The sequence below is a fragment of the Nonomuraea sp. NPDC049152 genome (genome assembly GCF_040648355.1).
GTDB lineage: Bacteria > Actinomycetota > Actinomycetes > Streptosporangiales > Streptosporangiaceae > Nonomuraea.
Genome location: NZ_JBEZDO010000007.1, coordinates 42,980 through 61,787 on the forward strand (window position 1 = coordinate 42,980; position 18,808 = coordinate 61,787).

The 18,808-nt window shown below is 65.7% G+C and carries 15 protein-coding genes, 1 tRNA gene and 1 pseudogene; 6 read left to right on the top strand and 11 right to left on the bottom strand.

Annotated elements, in window-relative coordinates; translation table 11 throughout:
* Positions 1 to 18: 18 nt before the first annotated feature.
* From AB0B45_RS15130 to AB0B45_RS15145, 4 genes are all read right to left on the bottom strand, one after another.
* Positions 19 to 3,165, bottom strand: a complete 3,147-nt coding sequence (locus tag AB0B45_RS15130) for a type I restriction endonuclease (RefSeq protein WP_358130408.1) — start codon at positions 3,163 to 3,165, stop codon at positions 19 to 21.
* Positions 3,165 to 4,442, bottom strand: coding sequence for a restriction endonuclease subunit S (locus AB0B45_RS15135; protein WP_358130410.1), 1,278 nt, complete (start codon positions 4,440 to 4,442; stop codon positions 3,165 to 3,167). Before AB0B45_RS15135 ends, AB0B45_RS15130 begins: the two co-directional genes overlap by 1 nt.
* Complete coding sequence (locus AB0B45_RS15140) at positions 4,439 to 6,433, bottom strand: class I SAM-dependent DNA methyltransferase (RefSeq protein WP_358130413.1); 1,995 nt, start codon at positions 6,431 to 6,433, stop codon at positions 4,439 to 4,441. The genes AB0B45_RS15135 and AB0B45_RS15140 overlap by 4 nt, the downstream gene beginning before the upstream one ends.
* 90 nt (positions 6,434 to 6,523) lie before the next feature.
* Positions 6,524 to 8,467 (bottom strand): N-6 DNA methylase, encoded by a 1,944-nt coding sequence (locus tag AB0B45_RS15145; protein ID WP_358130416.1) that lies wholly within the window; start codon positions 8,465 to 8,467, stop codon positions 6,524 to 6,526.
* Positions 8,468 to 8,608: 141 nt separating this feature from the next.
* Between AB0B45_RS15145 and AB0B45_RS15150 the strand changes: the two genes are divergently transcribed.
* From AB0B45_RS15150 to AB0B45_RS15160, 3 genes are all read left to right on the top strand, one after another.
* Complete coding sequence (locus AB0B45_RS15150; protein ID WP_358130419.1) at positions 8,609 to 10,285, top strand: DUF6119 family protein; 1,677 nt, start codon at positions 8,609 to 8,611, stop codon at positions 10,283 to 10,285.
* Between the two features lie 206 nt (positions 10,286 to 10,491).
* Positions 10,492 to 10,573: transfer RNA gene (locus AB0B45_RS15155), tRNA-Arg, on the top strand.
* Between the two features lie 62 nt (positions 10,574 to 10,635).
* Positions 10,636 to 10,863: a hypothetical protein gene (locus AB0B45_RS15160; RefSeq protein ID WP_358130422.1), complete on the top strand. Its 228-nt coding sequence runs from the start codon at positions 10,636 to 10,638 to the stop codon at positions 10,861 to 10,863.
* 582 nt (positions 10,864 to 11,445) lie between these two features.
* Here AB0B45_RS15160 and AB0B45_RS15165 read toward each other — a convergent pair.
* From AB0B45_RS15165 to dcm, 3 genes and pseudogenes are all read right to left on the bottom strand, one after another.
* Positions 11,446 to 12,411: pseudogene (locus AB0B45_RS15165) on the bottom strand (recombinase family protein); the annotation flags it as partial.
* A 201-nt stretch (positions 12,412 to 12,612) separates the two neighbouring features.
* Positions 12,613 to 12,849 carry a WhiB family transcriptional regulator gene (locus AB0B45_RS15170; RefSeq protein WP_358130425.1) on the bottom strand — a complete coding sequence of 79 codons (237 nt, stop codon included), beginning with the start codon at positions 12,847 to 12,849 and terminating at the stop codon, positions 12,613 to 12,615.
* On the bottom strand, positions 12,846 to 13,793 hold the full coding sequence (gene dcm, locus AB0B45_RS15175; protein WP_358130428.1) for a DNA (cytosine-5-)-methyltransferase: 948 nt from the start codon (positions 13,791 to 13,793) through the stop codon (positions 12,846 to 12,848). Before dcm ends, AB0B45_RS15170 begins: the two co-directional genes overlap by 4 nt.
* Before the next feature lie 54 nt (positions 13,794 to 13,847).
* Between dcm and AB0B45_RS15180 the strand changes: the two genes are divergently transcribed.
* Entirely contained in the window at positions 13,848 to 14,510 is a 663-nt protein-coding gene (locus tag AB0B45_RS15180; protein ID WP_358130431.1) for an HAD-IA family hydrolase, read from the top strand.
* On the opposite strand, the gene AB0B45_RS15185 is transcribed toward AB0B45_RS15180, so the two are convergent.
* Together AB0B45_RS15185 and AB0B45_RS15190 are read right to left on the bottom strand one after the other, a co-directional pair.
* Positions 14,501 to 15,235, bottom strand: coding sequence for a hypothetical protein (locus AB0B45_RS15185; protein ID WP_358130434.1), 735 nt, complete (start codon positions 15,233 to 15,235; stop codon positions 14,501 to 14,503). The two genes, AB0B45_RS15180 and AB0B45_RS15185, sit on opposite strands and share 10 nt — an antisense overlap.
* On the bottom strand, positions 15,232 to 15,639 hold the full coding sequence (locus AB0B45_RS15190) for a VUT family protein (RefSeq protein WP_358130437.1): 408 nt from the start codon (positions 15,637 to 15,639) through the stop codon (positions 15,232 to 15,234). Before AB0B45_RS15190 ends, AB0B45_RS15185 begins: the two co-directional genes overlap by 4 nt.
* Before the next feature lie 97 nt (positions 15,640 to 15,736).
* Here AB0B45_RS15190 and AB0B45_RS15195 point away from each other — a divergent pair, with 97 nt between their 5' ends.
* Positions 15,737 to 16,441: a hypothetical protein gene (locus AB0B45_RS15195; RefSeq protein ID WP_358130440.1), complete on the top strand. Its 705-nt coding sequence runs from the start codon at positions 15,737 to 15,739 to the stop codon at positions 16,439 to 16,441.
* Between the two features lie 2 nt (positions 16,442 to 16,443).
* Here AB0B45_RS15195 and AB0B45_RS15200 read toward each other — a convergent pair whose 3' ends face one another.
* Entirely contained in the window at positions 16,444 to 16,659 is a 216-nt protein-coding gene (locus AB0B45_RS15200; RefSeq protein ID WP_358130443.1) for a hypothetical protein, read from the bottom strand.
* Positions 16,656 to 17,159 (bottom strand): XF1762 family protein, encoded by a 504-nt coding sequence (locus tag AB0B45_RS15205; RefSeq protein WP_358130446.1) that lies wholly within the window; start codon positions 17,157 to 17,159, stop codon positions 16,656 to 16,658. The genes AB0B45_RS15200 and AB0B45_RS15205 overlap by 4 nt, the downstream gene beginning before the upstream one ends.
* A gap of 254 nt (positions 17,160 to 17,413) precedes the next feature.
* Here AB0B45_RS15205 and AB0B45_RS15210 point away from each other — a divergent pair, with 254 nt between their 5' ends.
* Positions 17,414 to 18,775 carry a hypothetical protein gene (locus AB0B45_RS15210; RefSeq protein ID WP_358130448.1) on the top strand — a complete coding sequence of 454 codons (1,362 nt, stop codon included), beginning with the start codon at positions 17,414 to 17,416 and terminating at the stop codon, positions 18,773 to 18,775.
* Positions 18,776 to 18,808 lie beyond the last annotated feature (33 nt).

Consider the following 18,808-nt stretch of genomic DNA (forward strand, 5'->3'; position numbering starts at 1 on the left):
ACTGTCCAACAGAAGCCATCAAGCCACGTCGTCGAGCCCCTCCTGCTCACGGATGAGCCGCCAGGCCGCCCTGCGGGCGGTCTTGGTAAGCGCGACCTTGAATGTGGGGTCCTTGTCGAAGAACTTGTCGCCCAGCGTCTTCAGGCTGTCGACGTGGTCGGCGACCTTCTCCTCGAAGACCTTGTTGAAGACGTGCCCGAAGTTGTCCGGGTCCACGTTGGCGACGGCGGCCTGCCGTACCTCGTGGTCGGCGACGGTCTCGTTAAACGGGACGATCATGTCCTGTTCGGTGAAGCTGGTGCCGAACTTCTCGTTGAACTTCTCGATCAGCTGCGATAGCAGCGACTTCTCCTCCTCCTTGGACCGGCCGGAACCGTCGCCGAAGCCCTTGAGAACGGAGGCGCCTTCCGGAGTGAGGCCGAGGTCGTGCTCGCCGGTCTTCTCGGTCTTGACATGCGTGAGGTCGATCTCGCCCAGGTCCACGTCACCCCTGGCGCCGTGGGGAAGCCGGGCCAGCAGGTAGCGGCCGTAGACGTAGAGCAATTCCAGGTCCTCGTCCTGATAGGGGATGACCTGGGAGAGGAATCCGTACTTGCTGACATAGGCGTCCAGGTCAGACCGGAAGTTCTCGGCCTTCTCCTGGTCGTCCTCGTCCTCGCTGTCCAGCAGGTCCTTGAACCGGCTGACAGCGGGGGCGAGCAGCCGGTAGAGCTCAGCGTGCAGCTTCTCGCGAGAGACCCTGGCCTCATCGGCCGCGAAGAGCGCTGCGGCGAAGGCGAGCATCTCCTGCTTGTAGAGCACCTGGTGGCCCATGACCTTGCTCGACGCTGTGTACAGCAGGTTCGGGTCCGAGGGGAGTGTCTCCGCCTCCTCGAAGTAAGGGCGGAAGGAGTCCCTGATCTGCTCGGCCTCGTTGACGAAGTCGATGACGGCCAGGTCCGCCTGTGACTTGCGCTCAGCGGTCCGGTTCAGCCGCGACAGGGTCTGCACGGCGGCGATGCCCGCCAGCTTTTTGTTGACGTACATCGTGGTCAGCAGCGGCTCGTCGAAGCCGGTCTGATACTTGTCGGCCACGACGAGGATCCGATACTCGGCGCGGCCCCTGCCGCCGGCCTTCATAACCTTGTCGTCCGCGCGGGTGTAGGCGAACGCCTTGGGCAGGGCGTCCTCGCCGAGGCCGCCATTCTCCTTGACCTCGGTGATGTCCTTGTCACCGTCGTGGTCAAGGCTGCCGGAGAAGGCGACCAGCACTCCGATGTCGCTGCCGCGGATCTCCAGCTCCTCCTTGATGGCACGCGACATCTGCAACGCGCTGACCCGGTAAGGAGTGACGACCATCGCCTTGGCCCGTCCGCCCATCCTGCCTCGGGTGTGGGCCAGGAAGTGCTCGACGATGACGACCGCCTGCTGCGCGACGGTCGCATCATGGGTGAGGGCGTACCGGGCCAGCTGTGGACTGGCCTTCGACTTGTCCACCTCCCGGTCGTCGGGGTTGTTGCTGACCAGCTTCCAGAAGGTGTCGTAGGTGACGTAGGCGCGGAGCGGATCGAGGATGAAGCCCTCCTCGATCGCCTGCCGCATCGCGTAGGTGTGGAACGGCTTGTACTTCTCCTCGCCGTCGACCTTCGCCAGCTTGCCGAACAGCTCCAGGGTCTTGGCCTTCGGCGTGGCCGTGAAGGCGAAGTAGGAGATGTTGGAGGCCATGCTGCGCTCGGCGGCGCTCTGCTTCAGCATGGCGTCCACACTGGTGGCGCCCTGGGCTTCGTCCTCGGCGTCCAGGCCGAGATCACGCAGCGCGGCGCGGACCGCCTTGGCGGCCTCGCCGGACTGGGAGGAGTGCGCCTCGTCCACGACGATCGCGAACGTTCGGCCCTTGATCTCGGTCGGGTTGTCCTTGAGGTACTCCACCAGCACCGGGAAGGTGGCCAGGGTCACCGTGATGATCTTCCCGCTCTCCTTGGAGAGCGCGGTTGCCAGCTGCGCTGACTTCGCCCCCTGCCGCTCGTCGATCTTGATGACGAGCCCGGCGGTCTGCTCGAAGCTGCCGACCGTCTCGCGGAGCTGGGCATCCAGGTTGCGCCGGTCGGTGATGATGATCGTCTTGTCGAATATCGGCACGCCGGGCTTGAGCCCTTTGGCCACCGCTGCGGGATCGAGATCGCGGGCATCGGTCGCCGTGTGCAGCGCACTCAGGCGGTGCGCCAGCCAGGCGATCGTGTTCGACTTGCCGGAGCCGGCCGAGTGCATCACCAGGTAGTTGTGGCCGGCTCCATGCCGTACGGCATGCGCCGTGAGCTTCTTGACGGCGTCCCACTGGTGGAACCTGGGGAAGATCGCCGAGCGTCCGCTGCCCTTCTTGTCCTTGGGCTGGTGGACGAAGCGCTCCAGCAGGTCCAGCCAGTTGTCACGCTCCCACACCTGCTCCCACAGGTAGGAGGTCGGATACTTTCCCGGTACGGTCGGCGTCGGGTTTCCGGTGCCGCCGGATTCGCCAGGGCCTTCCGACCCCGTGTTGAAGGGAAGGAACGGCGTGTTCTTGCCGCGCAGCCTCGGGGCGACGAAGACCTGGTCAGGGTCGACGGCGAAGTTCGCCACCGACTTCTGGGCGAAGATCGGCTCGGTGGGGTCGCGCTTTTCCCTGTACTGCTCCTTGGCCTGCTCCACGCCCTGCCCGGTGAGCGGGTTCTTCAGCTCGGCGGTGGCGACCGGGATGCCGTTGACGAACAGCACCAGGTCCAGGCGGTGGCCCTGGTCCGCCGCTTTCGTCGCGTAGGCGATCTCCCGGATGACTGTGAGCCGGTTGGCTCGGTAGTTTGTTAACACGGCGTCGGATTCGACAAGGTTCGGCTTGAAATAGGCCAGCTTAATGCGGACACCGCGATCTTTCACACCGGCCCGCAACACGTCAAGGACGCCTTCGGCGGCGATCGCTTGGTTCAGTCGCTTGACGAACCCCTGTTGGGCGGCGCCGGCGTCGTTTCCGTAGAGGCTGAGTAGTTGGTTCCACTCGTTGATCTGGGTCGCGCCAATGAATATGAACAGCTCGCTGGTGGCCAGGCCGAGGTCGGCGCGGTAGTCCGAGTAGTGACCCACCTCCCAGCCGCGCTGCTGCATTTCGACGAGGATGGCGCTCCGGAAGGCTTCCTCGTTGTGCTTCGCAGCCATCACTTCTCCACTTCACGTCCACTCGCCGACGGCACGTCAAATTCCCCGGTCACTGCCGCCGTGATCAGCGCCTGGCGCCGCTCGGCTAGCAACGCCAACTGGCGGCCTATAATTGTACGCAGTAGAGCGGTTGTGGATGTCCCTTCTCGAACATTCTCAACCAATGCCCTCTGCTGAGCGATCGTCGCAGCAGGAATCGGCCAGGCCCTAATGTCTTCCCCACGAAGTTTTACCATCGACTGTGACGAGCCCCGGGCAACAGCCTGAATGAAGGTCCGCACTCGACTGCTCATCGCCACTTGGGCCACAAATTCTGGGAGAACGCTGGTAGATAGACCGACACGGTAAATAAGATCGGGAAGGAGCAGTTGCTCGCAGGCTCCGTTCACAACCGCCACGTCTCCCACGAGATTAGGGGTGTTCGCCCTGGTGACAAGAAAGTCTCCGGTGCGAACCTCATTCGCTCTTGCGGGTTCAATATCGTCAGGGAGTCGCTTATTCTCACGGGGGTAAAAAGCTCCTCCCTTCACAGCGCTCAGCTTGAGGATGCCCCACTCGCCTGGCTCGCGCGGCACGGCCTCGCATTGAGGGCTGGCGCCCTGCTCGATGACAGTGCTCAGTCGTCGAAGCGAGATCTCGCCTACGTCATTGAAGAGAGCGTCTACCAGGGTGTCTCTGAGCGCGGCGTCCCGTTCATCGAGTCTCTTTGCAGCCTCGAATTGGAGAGTGCTCAAGCGGTCGATGCGGGCAGTCTCGGCGTCGAGGAAGTCCGCGATCCGTCGCTGCTCCTCAATGGCTGGCATGGATATGGGTAGCCGGTTGATGTCCCATTGGAAGAGATGAGGGACTCCCATCCCGCCCTTGAGCATTTCGATCGCCGCCTGTGTCACCCCGCTGGCCAGAAAATATCTGAGGAATGCTGGGTAGATCCCGAAGGGGCGGATGACAGCTATTGATCCGTTCACTGTCGCAGGGCGGGGAAGATCCGTAACAATATTAACGATCCCTAGAGTATTGCCGTCTTTAGCGAGAAGTACATCGCCCGACTGCAACTTCAGCTCAGGCGACTCCTCGTATCGCTCCTCCGTGATGTAGTTGACTTTCTGGAAGTCGATGTTTTGGCTCTTGATATTGGGCGTGGCCAGGAAGGCATAGCCCTCCGATTGGTACTCGTCTGCAGTGAGTGCCTTCCAGCCGATTCGTGCGCTGACCGACGCGACTCTGTCCACGCGGGTCGAGGTCCAGCCATCGGGTAGTGCTGGGAGCTTGATGGTCACTCGGTCACCTCGCTGAGGAGGGTCTGGATCTCGGCCTCCAGGGACTTCAGTTCGGCATCGATCTCGGTTAGGGGACGCGGGGGCGTGTAGACGTAGAAGTACCGAGTGAACGGGACCTCGTAGCCGATCTTCGTCTTCTCATGGTCGACCCAGGCGTCGGGCACGTGCGGGAGAACTTCGCGCTTCATATACTCCTCGACGTCCTCGTCCAGCGGGACATTCTCAAAGTCGCGCAGGTCCGGATCGGGTTCCGGGTTCGGGTCGCCCTTCTTCTTGTACTGCACCTCGCCCTTCGGGTCCTTCACGCCGATGGCGTCACGGAGCGACTTGAGAAAAGGTGCCTTCGACGGCCACGGACTCCCGGCGGCGGCCACCGCCGCGTGTAGAGCCGAGAAGGCCTCGGCCTTCGTCCACCACGTGGAGCCCAGCAGCGGGCGGACCGCCTCAACCTGGTCGCTGACACCGATGTCGCTGCCGGCGGCGATCGGGTTGTAGATCTTCAGGGAGATCCGAAACTTGTCGAGATTCTCTTCGGTGAGTTCAAATCGGAGCTTGAGCGGGCGCTCGACGGTAATCCGGCGGTAGCCGAACTCCTCGTTGTGGAAGATCTTAACCTTGCCGTGCAACGGATGGTCAGGGTCACCGGACACGGTGAGGGCTTCGCCGTACAGCCTGGTGATCTCTCTGATCTGGTCTGCATCGATTGTCTTGCGCTTGTCGCCGAGGGACTTGCGCATCTTCTGCCAGTACTCCCGCGCGTCCAGCAGGATGACCTTGCCCTGGTGATCGGGCGACTTGCGGTTACTGAGGATCCAGAAGTAGGTGGAGATGCCAGTGTTGTAAAAGAGCTGGTCGGGCAGGGCGACGATCGCCTCCAGCCAGTCGTTCTCCAGGATCCAGCGGCGGATGTTCGACTCACCCGAGCCGGCGGCACCGGTAAACAGCGGGGAGCCGTTGAAGACGATCGCGATGCGACTTCCGCCCAGCGCGGGCGTCTTCATCTTGGAGATCATGTGCTGGAGGAAGAGCAGCGAGCCGTCGTTGATTCGGGGCAGACCGGCCTGGAACTTGCCCTCCGGATCGCGCGCCGCCTCGTCCTCGATCTGGGTCTTGATCTTCTTCCATTCGACACCGAACGGCGGATTGGCCAGCATGTAGTCGAACCGCTCCCGCAAGTGACCGTCATCGGTGAACGAGTTACCGAAGGCGATGTTGTCCGGATCCTGGCCCTTGATCATGAGGTCGGAGCGGCAGATCGCCCATGACTCGGGGTTTAGCTCCTGCCCGTACGCCTTGACGGTCGCGCCCTTGTTGAACGTCTTGATGTGCTCCTCGGCGGCGCTGAGCATGCCGCCGGTGCCGCAGGCGGGGTCGAGCACGCTACGTCCGACACCGCTTTCGCGCAGCAGGTCGGCGTCGGGCGCGATGAGCAGGTTGACCATCAACTCGATGACCTCACGCGGGGTGAAGTGCTCACCCGCGGTCTCGTTCGAGGCCTCGGCGAAGCGCCGGATCAGGTCCTCAAAGATGTAGCCCATCGCCTGGTTGGGGACTACCTGCGGGTCTAGGTCGAGGTCGGCGAACTTGCCGATGACCTGGTAGAGCAGGTCGGCCTCGTCCAGCTTCTTGATCTGCTGGGCAAAGTCGTATTTCTCCAGCACTTCGCGGGCGTTGTCGGAGAAGGCCGCAACGTACTGGTTCATCAGCGAGGCGGCGTGCTTCGGGTCGCCCGCGATCTTCTTCAGCGTGTAGCGGCTGATGTTGTAGAAGTTGTGCCCGGCCGCCCGGCGCAGGAAGAACTCCCGCTCCTCGCCCTTGTCGGCGGCGTCGGCGACCTCGTCACGGGTGGAGTCCAGAACGCATTCGAGGCGGCGCAGCACGGTGAACGGCAGGATCACCTTGCCGTAGTCGTGTCTGCGATAGTCGCCGCGCAACAGGTCGGCGACGGCCCAGGCGTGGTTGGACAGTTGGGAGTGCTTACCGAGGTCCAACGGGGGTCCTTCTCTCGTGGCGACCGGGAGGACAGTGTCCTCAAGTGTGAGGGGAATGCGAAGAGCGGGAGGGCTGATCCAGCGGAAAACTCAAAGCGGCGGAGGTGTCAGCCCGCCGCCGGTCAGGGCTGAGGAGACGGTCCTGGCGGTCTCGACGGCCAGTTCGTGCATGTGCCGGGCGGCCTCCTCCAACCGGTGCAGCTCACGGAAGGCGGAGCCGTAACGGACCTGCTCGTCCAGCGGAAGGAGCGGCACCTTGAACCGCAGCGGATCGATGGGGATGTAGGAACGCAGACCGGATGCGGTTGCGAGATTCTCCTCTGTGAGTGAAAAGCCGGCCAGGAACCACGGGTCCAGCCGGGACGGGTCGACCCGGAGCGCGACCAGGTCGGCGCCCAGCATGGCTCCCGCATGGCGATCATCAGCCACCCGGTACCTCGCTCGCTCTCGCGAGGCGATCCCCTTCGGAAGGATGACGTCGCCCGCCGCCACGATGACCGGTGTGGCCGGTTCAGGCCGGAGAACGGCAAGCAGGCCTCCCCGGACGAGATCGCTGATCAAGGCGGTGCGCCACGTCCTGGGCTGGTCTGACGCAGCCCATCGTTGAGACGAGATCGCCGTGTCCAGATCGGCATGGCTCTGGGAGAGCTCGCTGAGTAGGAGAGCGGCCTGCTGGGAAACCTCTGCCGGGTCGAGCTGCGCACGGTGCAGGTGTCGGATCGGTGTGAGATCGACGTTGTCGCCGAAGAGTGCGACCACGGGGACCGCTCTCGCTCTGCCGGGCACCGGTTCGAATTCGGCCGGGTCGTTGAGGAAGGCCCGCCAGGTGGCCAGGGTGGTGCCCGTGAGGGTCTCCCACGCGGGCGTTTCGTCGCCGGTTCCTTCGGACAGGTCGAGCATCAAGATCGGTTCGGCAGCCGCACTTGGCAGGGGATTGCGCAACACCCACAGGTGAAGGCCGACGTGCAGCGGGACAGCGAGGCCAGGTGGCAGGGCGATCACGGCTCGGATGGCACCTGCTTTGAGTAGCTCGGTGCGAATCTTCCGGCTGGGCGTGCGCGTGGCTGTGGACGGCGGTAGCAGGAGCACCGCGTGGCCACCGGGGGCAAGGTGGGCGAGTGCGTGCTGTACCCATGCCAGCTCGCTTTCACCGCGGGATGGCGTGCCGTATGTCCAGCGAGGGTCGTAGGGCAGTTCGTCGTGACCCCACTCGCGGTCCCCGAACGGTGGGTTGCACAGAACCGCGTCCGCCTTCAGCCCATGGAAGGCATCGGCGCGAAGACTGTCGCCGGCGCGCACCAGCGTCAAGGCCTCCGGGCGGGACAGCGTCAGGCGGATGGTGCTGCGCAGCGCCTGCACCTCCAGCCGATCCTGCCCGAGCAGCTCGGTCGCTCCCCGACTGCCGGCAGCATCGAGGAGCGACCCGCCGCCGCAGGCAGGGTCGAACACCGTCTCGGGGTAGTGGTCATCCGTCCCCAGCAGGGCTGCCATGAGGTCAGCGAGCTGGCGTGGGGTGGTGAAGGCGCCAGGGGAGTTGCTGTCGGCGAGCTCTCGTTCGGCCAAGACGTCCACGACAGCAGGACCACCATCGTCGCGCACGCTGCTCACGATGGCGCGGAGCACCGGTGCGTCGTCGGTCTCATAGGTCAGCGGCGAACTTCCCAGGAGGACAGCGAGCCTGGCCACGGCCTGGTTGGCCGCTTCGGCGAGCGCCTTGTCCGGCAGTCCGGTCAGGTCGCGTTCGGCTTGCGCGGCGGCGAGCACGAAGGGCAGAAGTTGGTGGGCGATGGCGGTTCCCTGCCGGAGTCGTAGCAGTGTGCGGAGCTCAGCCAGAGCAGAACCCGATTTCGTCTGCCCGTGAGCTGCCAACCAGACCCGCACGGCTTCCAGGTCGTAGAGCGGACTGGTGTCGGCTCCGGCGGTGGGAGCGGGAAAGTCCGCGTGACGCCGCCGCCAGTTGCTGACGGTGGCTCTGGTGACTCCGGCCAGCCGGGAGATCTCGGCGGCGGTCACGTACACCGGCTGCTGCGACATGGTCTCCCCGTTCCCTTAGCGACTGCCGTGAGGGTAACCGTGAAAAGCAGTCTTAGACAAGCGGGAACTTTTTAACAGCGCTTTCAGTCATACTCGGTGCAAGCGGTTCTCCTCATCCTCCCTTCTCGCTTGGAGTACGCCATGGCACCTGCGACCCTGCCCGCCACCGTTTACCGACTCGCCGGCATCGCACCCACTGCGGACGCGATGTTCGAAGCCACCTCCACCGGCCGCCTCGCCGCGCCGGGCGTCGATGTCATGGAGCTCGACATCGACGGTTCGCCGGCGGTTCTCTACTTCCGCCAGCACCCACCATCCAAGGCCGGGTGGACTCCTGGCCTCTCCGCGCTCACAGGCGTATCGCTTCCGCTGATCAGGCAGGACTGCGAAGCGGTACTGATCGTGGCGGCGGAGCCGTACGTCTATGGGATCGGTTTCGGTCAGGGGTACCTTGCGGTCACTGACTCCCGTGAGCCGGGCTTCGGTCTGCACTGCGCGCTGCGCGCGGTCGACCCGGCACGGGTGCGCGACGTGGACCGACGGGCGCTCGGCGGCCTGCCACGGCACGACTCCACCTACGTCCCGGACGGCATCCCTATCGGTGGTGTCGGCATCCGAGACTACGCCGAGCTGGTCAAGAAGCTCGGTGGCCTGATCAAGGCCGCCGACCTCGGTCTCAACCACCGGGAAAGCGTCTCTGTCGAAGGTGCGGACGGGTTGCGCTTGCCCATCCCGCTGGAGCCGACGGCGTTTCGAGCCCTGCTGCACCGGTTGAACGAGATCAGCGAGCGCGAGGTGCCACCCGACTTCGAACGGCTGGAAGCCATCCGGCCGGTGGGCTCCGAGTCGCTCCGCGACAAGCTGGACGCGCTGCTGGATGAGGCACTCCGCGGGCAGGGCGACGCCCGGCTGCATGTGGCAGTCCCGGCCGCCCTGGTCGACCTGCGCCACGAGGCTCGCTCGTACCGCATCAAGGTCGGTAGCGTCGCGATCGTCCGGGAGGAGCTCGATCTCGACGACCTCCGCCGACGGTGCAAGGTACAGCACTGCACCAGCCCCTCCGTCGCGCTCCGCGACGGGACTGTCGAGATGTGTGCCGACCGTGAAGGAAAGGAGCCGATCGGCAGGACCCGGGCCATCCGCTGGTTCGAGGCTGTGGCGGCGATTGGGTCACGCATCTACCAGCTCAGCGACGGGGAATGGTACGAGTGCGGTGCCGGCTACGTCGAGTCGATGCGGCGCCGCCTGCAGGAGCTCATCGTACCCGAGTCGGAGGTGACCATGTTGCCGTGGCGGGCCGGTGAGTCCGAGGAGGAGTACAACATGCGCATGCAGAACACGTTTGGACGAGGCCGGTACCTGTGCCTTGATCGCCAGTTCAGCCGGACCCGGCAGCAGCGCCGGGGTAAGGGTTACGAGGTGTGTGACGGGCTGACCGACCGGCACACGCTTGTGCATGTCAAGGCGGCGCACAGCTCGGAGCCCCTCAGCCACCAGTTCGCCCAGGCGCTGATCTCGACTCGGACGTTGTACAACGAGCCGGATGCTCGCGCGAAGTTCAGCGCGAAGGTGGCGGAGCTGAGCGGCGGCCTGCTCACCGTGCCAGAGAACTTCGTGCCGGGCAAGGTCGTGCTGGCCATCCTCCTCAAAGGCAAGGAACTAACGCCCGACTCGCTCTATCCGTTTGCCCAAGTTGCGCTCGTCGCGCTCGCCGATACTCTCCAGCGTGACCATGGGGTGATCGTCGAAGTCGTCGGCATCCCAAGCAATTCCTCGGCTGAGGAGGGCGGCGGAGAACCCGACTACACCACTACTTGACATGATTTGGATCGGAAATCTTCAGCTAACGTAGCTCCACCGGAAGCGGAAGGCCATGCTGCCGCGCCCGCTTCCGGTGCTCGGGCCTTGGCGGCCCTGCGCTCCGGGTCGGCTTGCCACTGGATGACATGGTGACCGTGGTCAGTAGGGACGTGGGACATATGCGGCATGATCAAGCCAGCCATGCGAGCTTGACACCGCGCTTCGCCAGGTCAGCGTAGGTTGGTTAGCGTCACCACCCGCTCTCTCCTAAAGCGGGTGTCGCATGTTCGAATCATGCCGGGGGCACGCAGCAAAACTTCGGCACCGCCGCCCGCATCCAGCGGGCGGCTGTTTTCGTTGTCAGGGACGTGTTCTGCCATAGCGGCGACTCCTTCGATGGTTTCGGCGTCGACAGTGACTCTGATCAGGGCGATCCGGGTCCTGTGGTCATAGCGGATCTCCAGGTGAAAAGCCGCGAAGAGCTTGCGCTGCAGGGCAACGGGGAGGTCGGCGAGCCTGGTCTGGAGCAGGGGGATCATGTGAAGCAGCTCGACCTGATGGTCTCGGGCGGGCGGGTCCGCCTGAACCTCGGCTAGCTCATGAGACTTGGCTCGGCGGTTGTTCTCCAGCTCAGAGAAGCGCGTTTGCAGGCGGCGTGAGAACTCGGGATCGGCGTCGTTGTCCTCGATCTGAGCGATGAGGCGGTCTTGCTTCCTGACGATGTCCGCGACGCTCCTCTTCAGCGCCTTGCAGCGGAACTCCCACTCTTGTTCCGCCTTGTCGCTGCTCACAGGGAGTTCGGCGGCGAGTAGCTCGTGACGGTGCGGGCCGAAGATTCGGCGCTGGAACAGGTCGTGAACGGCGGCGATGAGAGTGTCTTCACGCACTCGTACGACCTTGGGGTGATCGGGGAAGCGGTCTTCCCTGCCCTTGTTATTGATGCTGGGCTGACAGAAGTGGTAGGCGTACTCCCCAACCTTCCGCCGGGTCTCGGTCTGGCCATTCATCCGGAGGCCACACAGCTCGCAGAAGACGAACGAACGCAGGAGATAGGTGTGGCGGGTCCGCGGGTGGCTGTTGACATCCGAGCCGGCGCGGGAGGTGTTTCGTGTGCGCCCGACCTTCTGGGCAGCCTCGTACGTCTCTCTGGTGACCAGTGGCTCGTGGGTGGGGTGCGTGGACCAGACCCAGGCGCTGGGAGGGTTGAGCATGCTGCGGCTGCTCCCCCGACGGCTGGTGGTCGCCTTGCGGTTCCACACCATGTAACCGGTGTATTTAGGGTTGAGCAGCATCTCCCTGATTCCTGAGCGGCACCAGGCATTGCGGCCTCGGAAGTTCGGGTTCAGCGACTCCGGCGGTGGATAGCGCTCGCGGTCGGCATTGAGCCGATCGGCGATGTCGCCGTAGCCCAGGCGCTCGGTCACACGCCACGCGAAGATCTGCGTGATGGCCGGGCCGCGAACCGGGTCAAGGACGAGCCTGGTCTTGCACTTGCCGTCGGCCGCCTTCGCGGGAACCGGGTGCGGCACCTTGTCGGCGAGATAGCCGTACGGCGGACGGCCGACGTTCCAGCCCTGCTGGGTATGGGTGCGCAGACCGTCCCAGGAAGCCTCCATCATCTGCACCGCGTACCACTCGGCGATGCCCTGCTTAACGCGGCGGGTGAGGATCGCCGTGGCCCGCTTGCCGTTCAGGGTGATGGGCTCGTCAGCCGCGAAGAGTGCGACGCCGAGTTGCTCCAGGTCGTGTTCGATCTTGGTGCCGTAGAAGGTGCGGCGGGAGATCCTGTCGATCGACTCGCAGATCACCGCGTCGAAGCGCCGGTTGTCCCGGGCTGCTTCAGCCAGCAGGTCCTGGATGCCGCCGTCGCGCGGAATGGGGATGGTGAAGTGTTCGTGGGCGGTGCCGTACCCCCGGTCTTCGAGGTTCTTGCGGCCGGACTCGATGTCGTAGAAGTGGGCGACGATGACGGCGCCGGGCGGCAGGGCCGCCCGGCTGTTGTCGAGCTGTCGGGGCAGGGAAAGGGTGGGGTCCTGCAGGTCCTCGGTCGAGGTCCGGCCGCACCAGGCGACTCGGAGACCGTCAAACGGGTCCTGGCTGCCTCCCGATCCCCATCCGCTCATCGCTCTCCTCGTCGGTGTCATGTGCGGCGAACCAGCACAGCAGTTCGTGGATCACGCTCGCCTGGGTCGCACGCAGCGACCGTCCGTCCGCCCCATGGAGTGGAACGAGCCCGATCTCGATTCCAAGTGGTTCGGCCTCCTCTTGTTGAGCGTAGGGAAGGGGCTGTGGCTTGAGAGGTCCCTGGGAGGGGAAATGTGGCCTGGTGGGAGGGTCGTTCTCGGCTACGGACACCGAGTCACCGCCCGCCGGATGTCGCGCCGTTCGGCTTCGGTGGTGCCGCCCCAGATTCCGTACATCTCGCCATGGACGAGGCAGTGGATCAGGCATTCGGTCCTCACCAGGCAGGCGCGGCAGATGGTGATCGCTTCGGTTGAGGAACCGCCTTGCGGCGGATAGAAGAGATCGGGATTAGCCCCGACGCATGCGGCATAGCTCCACCAGCACGATTCCTGCTTCACGATTCACCGCCCAAACGGTCGGTGAGAACCCTGAGGGCGAATGCGGCCTGCTGAGGGACGACGCCGTTGCCCAAAGCCTTGAGTTTGGCCGTGCGGGGAAGACCGGGGACCGCGGTGACGTGGCCCTCGGCCAGGCCGAGGAGCCACTCTACGAAGGTCGCCGCAAGTCTGGGCTGGCCTCGGGTTCCGAGTTCGGTGGGGTTGGGGGCGGGTCGACCGAGAATGGCTTCCCATCGCCGGATGGCTGGCTCGTAGGGGCCCCAATCCTGGTGACGATGCCAGGCAGCGTCGAGTAGCCCTTGGAGTCGGTATGCCTGGCGTAGCCCTTGCTCCCGTCCGAGGCTTTCGGGGTGGACAGGAGGAGCTTGATCGCGATCGCCAGGGGCATGGCCCGGCCGGGCTTCTGCTGGGTGCGCCGGTCCAGCCAGGACTCCAGGCGCTCTCCGTCGTTCGGGTTGCACGCTGCGGGGGTCGGCAGCAGCGACGGCGAGGATGAACAGGCGCTCGCGACGGTGGGGTGCTCCGACGTCGCTGGCGCGTAGGCATGTCCACGCCGTGTCGTACCCGAGGGCGGCCAGGTCCCCGAGTACACGGTCGAGTCCTCTTCTGCGGAGGGCGGCGACGTTCTCCAGGATGACGAGGCCAGGTCGTAGGACGCGAAGGGCGTCGGCGATGGTGAACCAGAGTCCACTGCGGGTCTCCTTGGTGAGTCCGGCGCCGCGGCCGGCGTAGCTGATGTCGGTGCAGGGGAATCCGGCGGTGACGATGTCCACGCGCGGGATGGCGCTCCAGTCCACGGTGGTCAGATCGCCAAGATTCGGGACGGTCGGAAAGCGGGCATCGAGGATCTCCGCTACGTGCGGATCGTTGTCGGCGCACCACGCCAGGCGAGCGCCGTAGACGCCCATGACGGCCAGGTCGAGCCCGCCGTACCCGGTGCACATCGAGCCGATCCAAGGGCGGGCGTATTCGGGAAGATCGCCATAGGGTGGGTACTCGTGCAGAAGCTGGCGCTCTTCGACCTGGACAACACGCTCATCGATCGGCTGGACGCGTTCCGCCGCTGGGTGGGCGAGTTCGTCGAGCAGCGGGGGTTGAGCGACCAGGACGCGGCTTGGATGATCCGCCTCGATAATGATGGGGCGCTGCCGATGGACACCTTCTTCGCCGCCGTACGCGAGCGGTTCGGCTTGGCCGAGCCTGTCGGGCAGTTGTGGGCGACCTATCGGGCGAGGCTGCCGGAGCTGGTCGTCTGCCCGTATGAGGTGCTGGCCGGTCTCGACCGGCTGCGCGCGGTCGGCTGGCGGGTCGCCATCGTGACCAACGGGATGGCCGACAACCAGACGGGCAAAATCCAGCGGACCCGTCTTGCCGAGCATGTGGATGGGTGGGCGATCTCCGACGCCGAGGGCGTCCGTAAGCCCGACATCCGGCTGTTCGAGATCGCGGCAGCTCGCTGCGGCGCACAACTCAGCGAGGGAGGCTGGGTGATCGGCGACGCCCCTGAGAAGGACATCGTCGGCGGGCGTCGGGCGGGACTGTCCACGGTCTGGATCGATCGTGGTCTGCCATGGACAGGCGAGGGGCTCAAGCCCGATCACACGGTCGCGGACGTCGTCAGCGCCATAGCGCTCCTGCTCGCGGACGGTAGTCATCGCTGACCCACCTCCTGCAGAAGGCGGCTCCGCCAGATGAGGGCGAAGGTCAGGCAATTGGATTCGCTCTTGTGACTGGGGGTGCAGCCGGGCAGGTAGCGGCCCCGCAGGCTCCAGGCCATAGAATCGGCCGAGGCGAGGGCGTCACCGTAGCGGCCCAGCCCACTGGTCTTGACGCCGAAGCCGTGCAAAGCAAGCCCCTGATCGGCCAAGGTGGAGGTGATCTCCGCGATTTCGCCGGTGTGCTGGCGACGGCAGACGCTTCCCACCCCGACCAGTGGAACTGCCGTCAGATCCACGCCCGCCTTGCCGTACAGGTCGACGCAATGTAGGTAGTCGGCCAAACGCCAGCCCTGCAGCACCGGGATGACCGGCACGCCCTGCTCGCGGAGCCGCAGGTAGTTCTGAAACGTGAGGCGCTGGTGTTCGCCGACGGAAAGGCCGGTACGGCGGAGCATGTGCGGTTCGCACATCCAGTCCTGGGGTGCGGCCCAGTCGAGGTTGCCGATCTCCTGCTGATAGCGGCGTACCGCGATGCCGTACACGACAGGGTCGGTAGTCCAGCCGCCGTGAAGGGACAGTTCGGTGAAGCCGCCGGAATCCAGCGCCCAGCGGGTGACGGCGATCGGGAGACGGCGCATCGAGGCGAGGCGCCGGTGGGAGAGCATGAGCGGGACGCCGGGCATGCGGGTGAGCCAGCTGGGCTGGTGGGTGCCGAGGTAGAACTTCATCGTGTCCACCTCCGGCAGGTCCAGAGGAGGAATATGGCGAGCACGGTCATCCAGACCTTGCCGACGAACTGCCCAGGTGCCATCGCCAGCGAGCCGAACGCAATGAGCAGGAAGAGCGTGCTGTCCACTGCGAGAGCGACGAGGTTGGAGACAGTGACGGCCACGAGTGGGCCATGGCGTCGGGTGCAGGCGTAGACGGCGGTGTCGATCAGCTCCGCGGCCGTGAAGGCGGCCACGCTGGCGGCGGCGATCTGGTCCGATCCGAGCAGCCCGGACAGGATGATGCCGCCGAACAGCGCGTACAGGACCGCGAGCGGGCCGGACTGTTCGTGGATGAGGTCACGCACAGCGAACAGCAACCCGGCGAGATAGACCCCGGCGGGTGCGACCAGCCCGAATCCCACGGGAAACCGTCAGGGAGGCGCTGAGCAGGTTGGCCAGCGCCACCATGCCCACAAACAGGGGCAGACTCCACAGAAGTCCGCCTCTATGCTTCCCCCCATGTTTGATCTCCGAACCGAGCTGGCCGGCACCATCGATAACCGGGATGGTTCCTGGGGCTTTATCCGCCGCTTCGCCACCGCTTGGTCGACGCCTCTCAGCGAGGGAGACGGGTACGATGCCGCAGATCTTGATGCGGCTGAGCAACGGCTTGGTCTTCGGTTGCCCACCATCCTGCGCGAGGCATATGCGCTGCTCGGTCGCCGTGGAGATCTGACCAGCAACCAGGACCGGCTGCTGACTCCCGAGGAGTTGTACATCGACGACACCGGACAGGTCCTGGTCTACCGGCTGGAGAACCAGCACGTCGCCGAGTGGGGCGTCCCGCTTGACGCCCTGGAGCGGAAAGACTCCCGGACGGTCTACCGCACCTCGATGGCCGACAGGAGTGCTGAGCTGTGGGCTCCGTGGCTGGACAGGCTGTCGCTGGCCTTCGTGGAGATCGTGCTGTCGGAGACGCTCATCGCAGAGGAGGAACTGTTCAACTTCCTCGACCTCGCTCCTGGCGACATAGCGCTTGTTGAGGCAGCCTACGAACGTCTGGCAATGCCCGCCTACCCGGCCGACGAGCCGTCCATCGTGTGGTTCGCCGGCCCGGATGTGCTGCTGCGCCAGGACGCAGGCGTCTGCCTGATGGTCCGGGCGCGTACCACCGAGGCTCTGGATGAGGTCTACGAGACCCTGGACGGGGAGTGGAATCTGTAGCCTCACTGATCCTCACCGCCTTCCAGCACAGGAGATCCGGAGCGGCAGGACCAGGGAGAGCAGCCCTCCACATGGTCGTCCTCGATCGGGCCGGGCTTGAGCTCGGTCTCGGCGATATCGAAACGGGGGATGCGGCGTTCAATGGCGAGCAGGAGAAGGGCGGACGACTGCACTCCCGCGCCAAGGGAGAGCACGCGCAGCGCCGGGCAGGCGGTCATGACCGCACCTGCCGGTTGATCTCCCACAGGACCCGGTCCACGCCGTCGGCACCGTGGTCGGTCCTGCGCCTGCTGGGGGTGTCCCAGCCGGGGCGGGCGGGGCGATCGGCGACCCGGCGCAGACCCGCCGCGCGCAGGCTGGTGCCGGGCTCGTCGGCCAGGGTGTAGGTGATCAGGCGGCGGTAGCCCATGGCACGGGCGGCCCGCCAGGCCGCCCCGAGCAGGGCGGAGCAGGCGTTCGGGGTGCCGTCGGTGGACAGGCGGGTGACCTCGATGGTCAACCCGTCGTCGAAGCTGCGGGCGACAGGACGTCCGGCGACGACGACGCCGACCAGCGTGGTGTCGGAGTTGAGGCCGATGGCGTACTTGGCGCCCTGCGGCGGCATCAGGTGGCGGTGGGACCAGGCGATGAACGCCCGAGCGGTCTGCAGCGTGATCGGAACAACCGTCAGCGCTTTTCCGGAGGTTCCCTCGGAGGTGCCGTACCGGAATCGGTTCATGGCGGGTGGGGGCGATTTCCTCAGATGCCCTCAGTGGAAATCTCCTGACTGGCAAACCGAAGGCAGGAGCACTGGCAACTAGCGCTTCAGCTGCGGCAACACCGTCGGCAACTCGGCCGGGAAAACTCGTTTGAAGGTGCCAGCAGATATGCCAGCGATTTGCCTGAGCAGCTTTCTACACCGGAGGCGAGAAAGGAAATTCCTCGCGCCTTTGGAGCCTTCCGATGGAATCCGAGATTCGCCACCGTTCGCCCATGGACGCCGCCGAGCACATCTTCCAGCTCGTGGCCGGCGAGCCGTACGGCCTGGCCCTGGACGGCGCCGCGCTCGCGCCGGACCTGCCGCAGCGGCCCATCCCGCTCGCCGAGCTGCGCACCGTGCTGACCCGCCGCACCGTGAGCGACGCCGCGCGGGACGTGGTCTGGCGGGAGCTGGTACGGCGCGCCCGCCTGCTCGGCGCGATGTGGCTGGTCGGCGCGGTCGGAGTGGCGCTGCCCGCGCTGCGCGGCATCGCCGGACGCATCACCGGCGGCTACCTCGCCGGAGACCCCGCTGACATCGACAACGAGGTACTGACCCGGTTCGTCGAGGCCCTCCGCACCATCGACCTCGACGCGCCGAACGTCCGGCCGCGGCTGTGCAACGAGGCCCGCCGCGGTGGGGAACGCGCCCGCAAGCTGGCCGAGTCCACCTCCGGAAGGCCGCTGCCAGTGACGGTATCGGTGCCGCCCCGCCCGCCCTGGGGTCACCCGGACTTCGTGCTGTTCGACGCGGTGACCAAAGGCGTGGTCAGTGAGCTGGACGCCGAGCTGATCGGCCGCACCCGGCTGGAGGAGCGCACCCTCGCCGATGCGGCAGCCGAGCTCGGGCTAAGCGAGGAGGCGGCCAAGAAGCGGCGGCAACGGGCCGAGCCGGTGCTGTGTGCCGCGGTCGAGGCCGGAGACGTCACCGCACGACTGTCCCTAACGATCACCTCTACCTGCACTAGAGAGGTAGAGGCACAGATTTCCGCGTGGAGCCGGGATTCCTCAGATATCCCATCCAAGCTCGATGTCACGAAGGGAGGCCGGGGCACCACACCCGGCTCCGCGCGGACCTCCGCCCGGCGACGATCGGCGGCAGCCGGTATGGCACGGCTGCCACAGGACGCTCCGGCGCTGGACCTGCCGGACGGTACGGCAACGCCTGCCCCTCCGTCTTACCCCGGCGGTACCGGCAGCCGCCCGGCCGAACCCGGCACGAACAGCGGGCACGGGTGCCGACGATGGATATGGCGCCTATGCCGGGTGCTGGCGGTGCTTCTGCTCCTTGCCGCTGTCCTTGCCGTTGCGGCAAGCGCCGCACTTGCCGAGACCGGCTCACCGCCGCAGGCTATAGCCGTACCGAGCGATCTCGGTAAGGTCTTCGACAATCTCCGGAACTGGCTGATCGGCCTGCTGGCCACCCTGGCCACGCTGATGCTCACCATCGGCGGGCTGCGCTATCTGGTAGCGGGCGGCGACCCCGGCGAGGTGCAGAAGGCAAAGACCGCCCTGAAGGCCGCCGCGTTCGGCTACGCCCTTGCCGTACTCGCGCCGCTGTTCGTCAACGTACTCAAGAACGTGGTCGGCGGGTGACTGCCATGACTACCGCCGCATCGCTGCCGCGCC

What these genes read in the sequence shown, in the direction of transcription:
- AB0B45_RS15130 (WP_358130408.1), bottom strand. Translation starts at nt 3,165, where the DNA reads ATGGCTGCGAAGCACAACGAGGAAGCCTTCCGGAGCGCCATCCTCGTC.
- AB0B45_RS15145 (WP_358130416.1), bottom strand. Translation starts at nt 8,467, where the DNA reads ATGTCGCAGCAGCCGGTGTACGTGACCGCCGCCGAGATCTCCCGGCTG.
- AB0B45_RS15150 (WP_358130419.1), top strand. Translation starts at nt 8,609, where the DNA reads ATGGCACCTGCGACCCTGCCCGCCACCGTTTACCGACTCGCCGGCATC.
- dcm (WP_358130428.1), bottom strand. Translation starts at nt 13,793, where the DNA reads ATGTGCACCGGGTACGGCGGGCTCGACCTGGCCGTCATGGGCGTCTAC.
- AB0B45_RS15185 (WP_358130434.1), bottom strand. Translation starts at nt 15,235, where the DNA reads ATGAAGTTCTACCTCGGCACCCACCAGCCCAGCTGGCTCACCCGCATG.
- AB0B45_RS15195 (WP_358130440.1), top strand. Translation starts at nt 15,737, where the DNA reads ATGTTTGATCTCCGAACCGAGCTGGCCGGCACCATCGATAACCGGGAT.
- AB0B45_RS15200 (WP_358130443.1), bottom strand. Translation starts at nt 16,659, where the DNA reads ATGACCGCCTGCCCGGCGCTGCGCGTGCTCTCCCTTGGCGCGGGAGTG.
- AB0B45_RS15205 (WP_358130446.1), bottom strand. Translation starts at nt 17,159, where the DNA reads ATGAACCGATTCCGGTACGGCACCTCCGAGGGAACCTCCGGAAAAGCG.
- AB0B45_RS15210 (WP_358130448.1), top strand. Translation starts at nt 17,414, where the DNA reads ATGGACGCCGCCGAGCACATCTTCCAGCTCGTGGCCGGCGAGCCGTAC.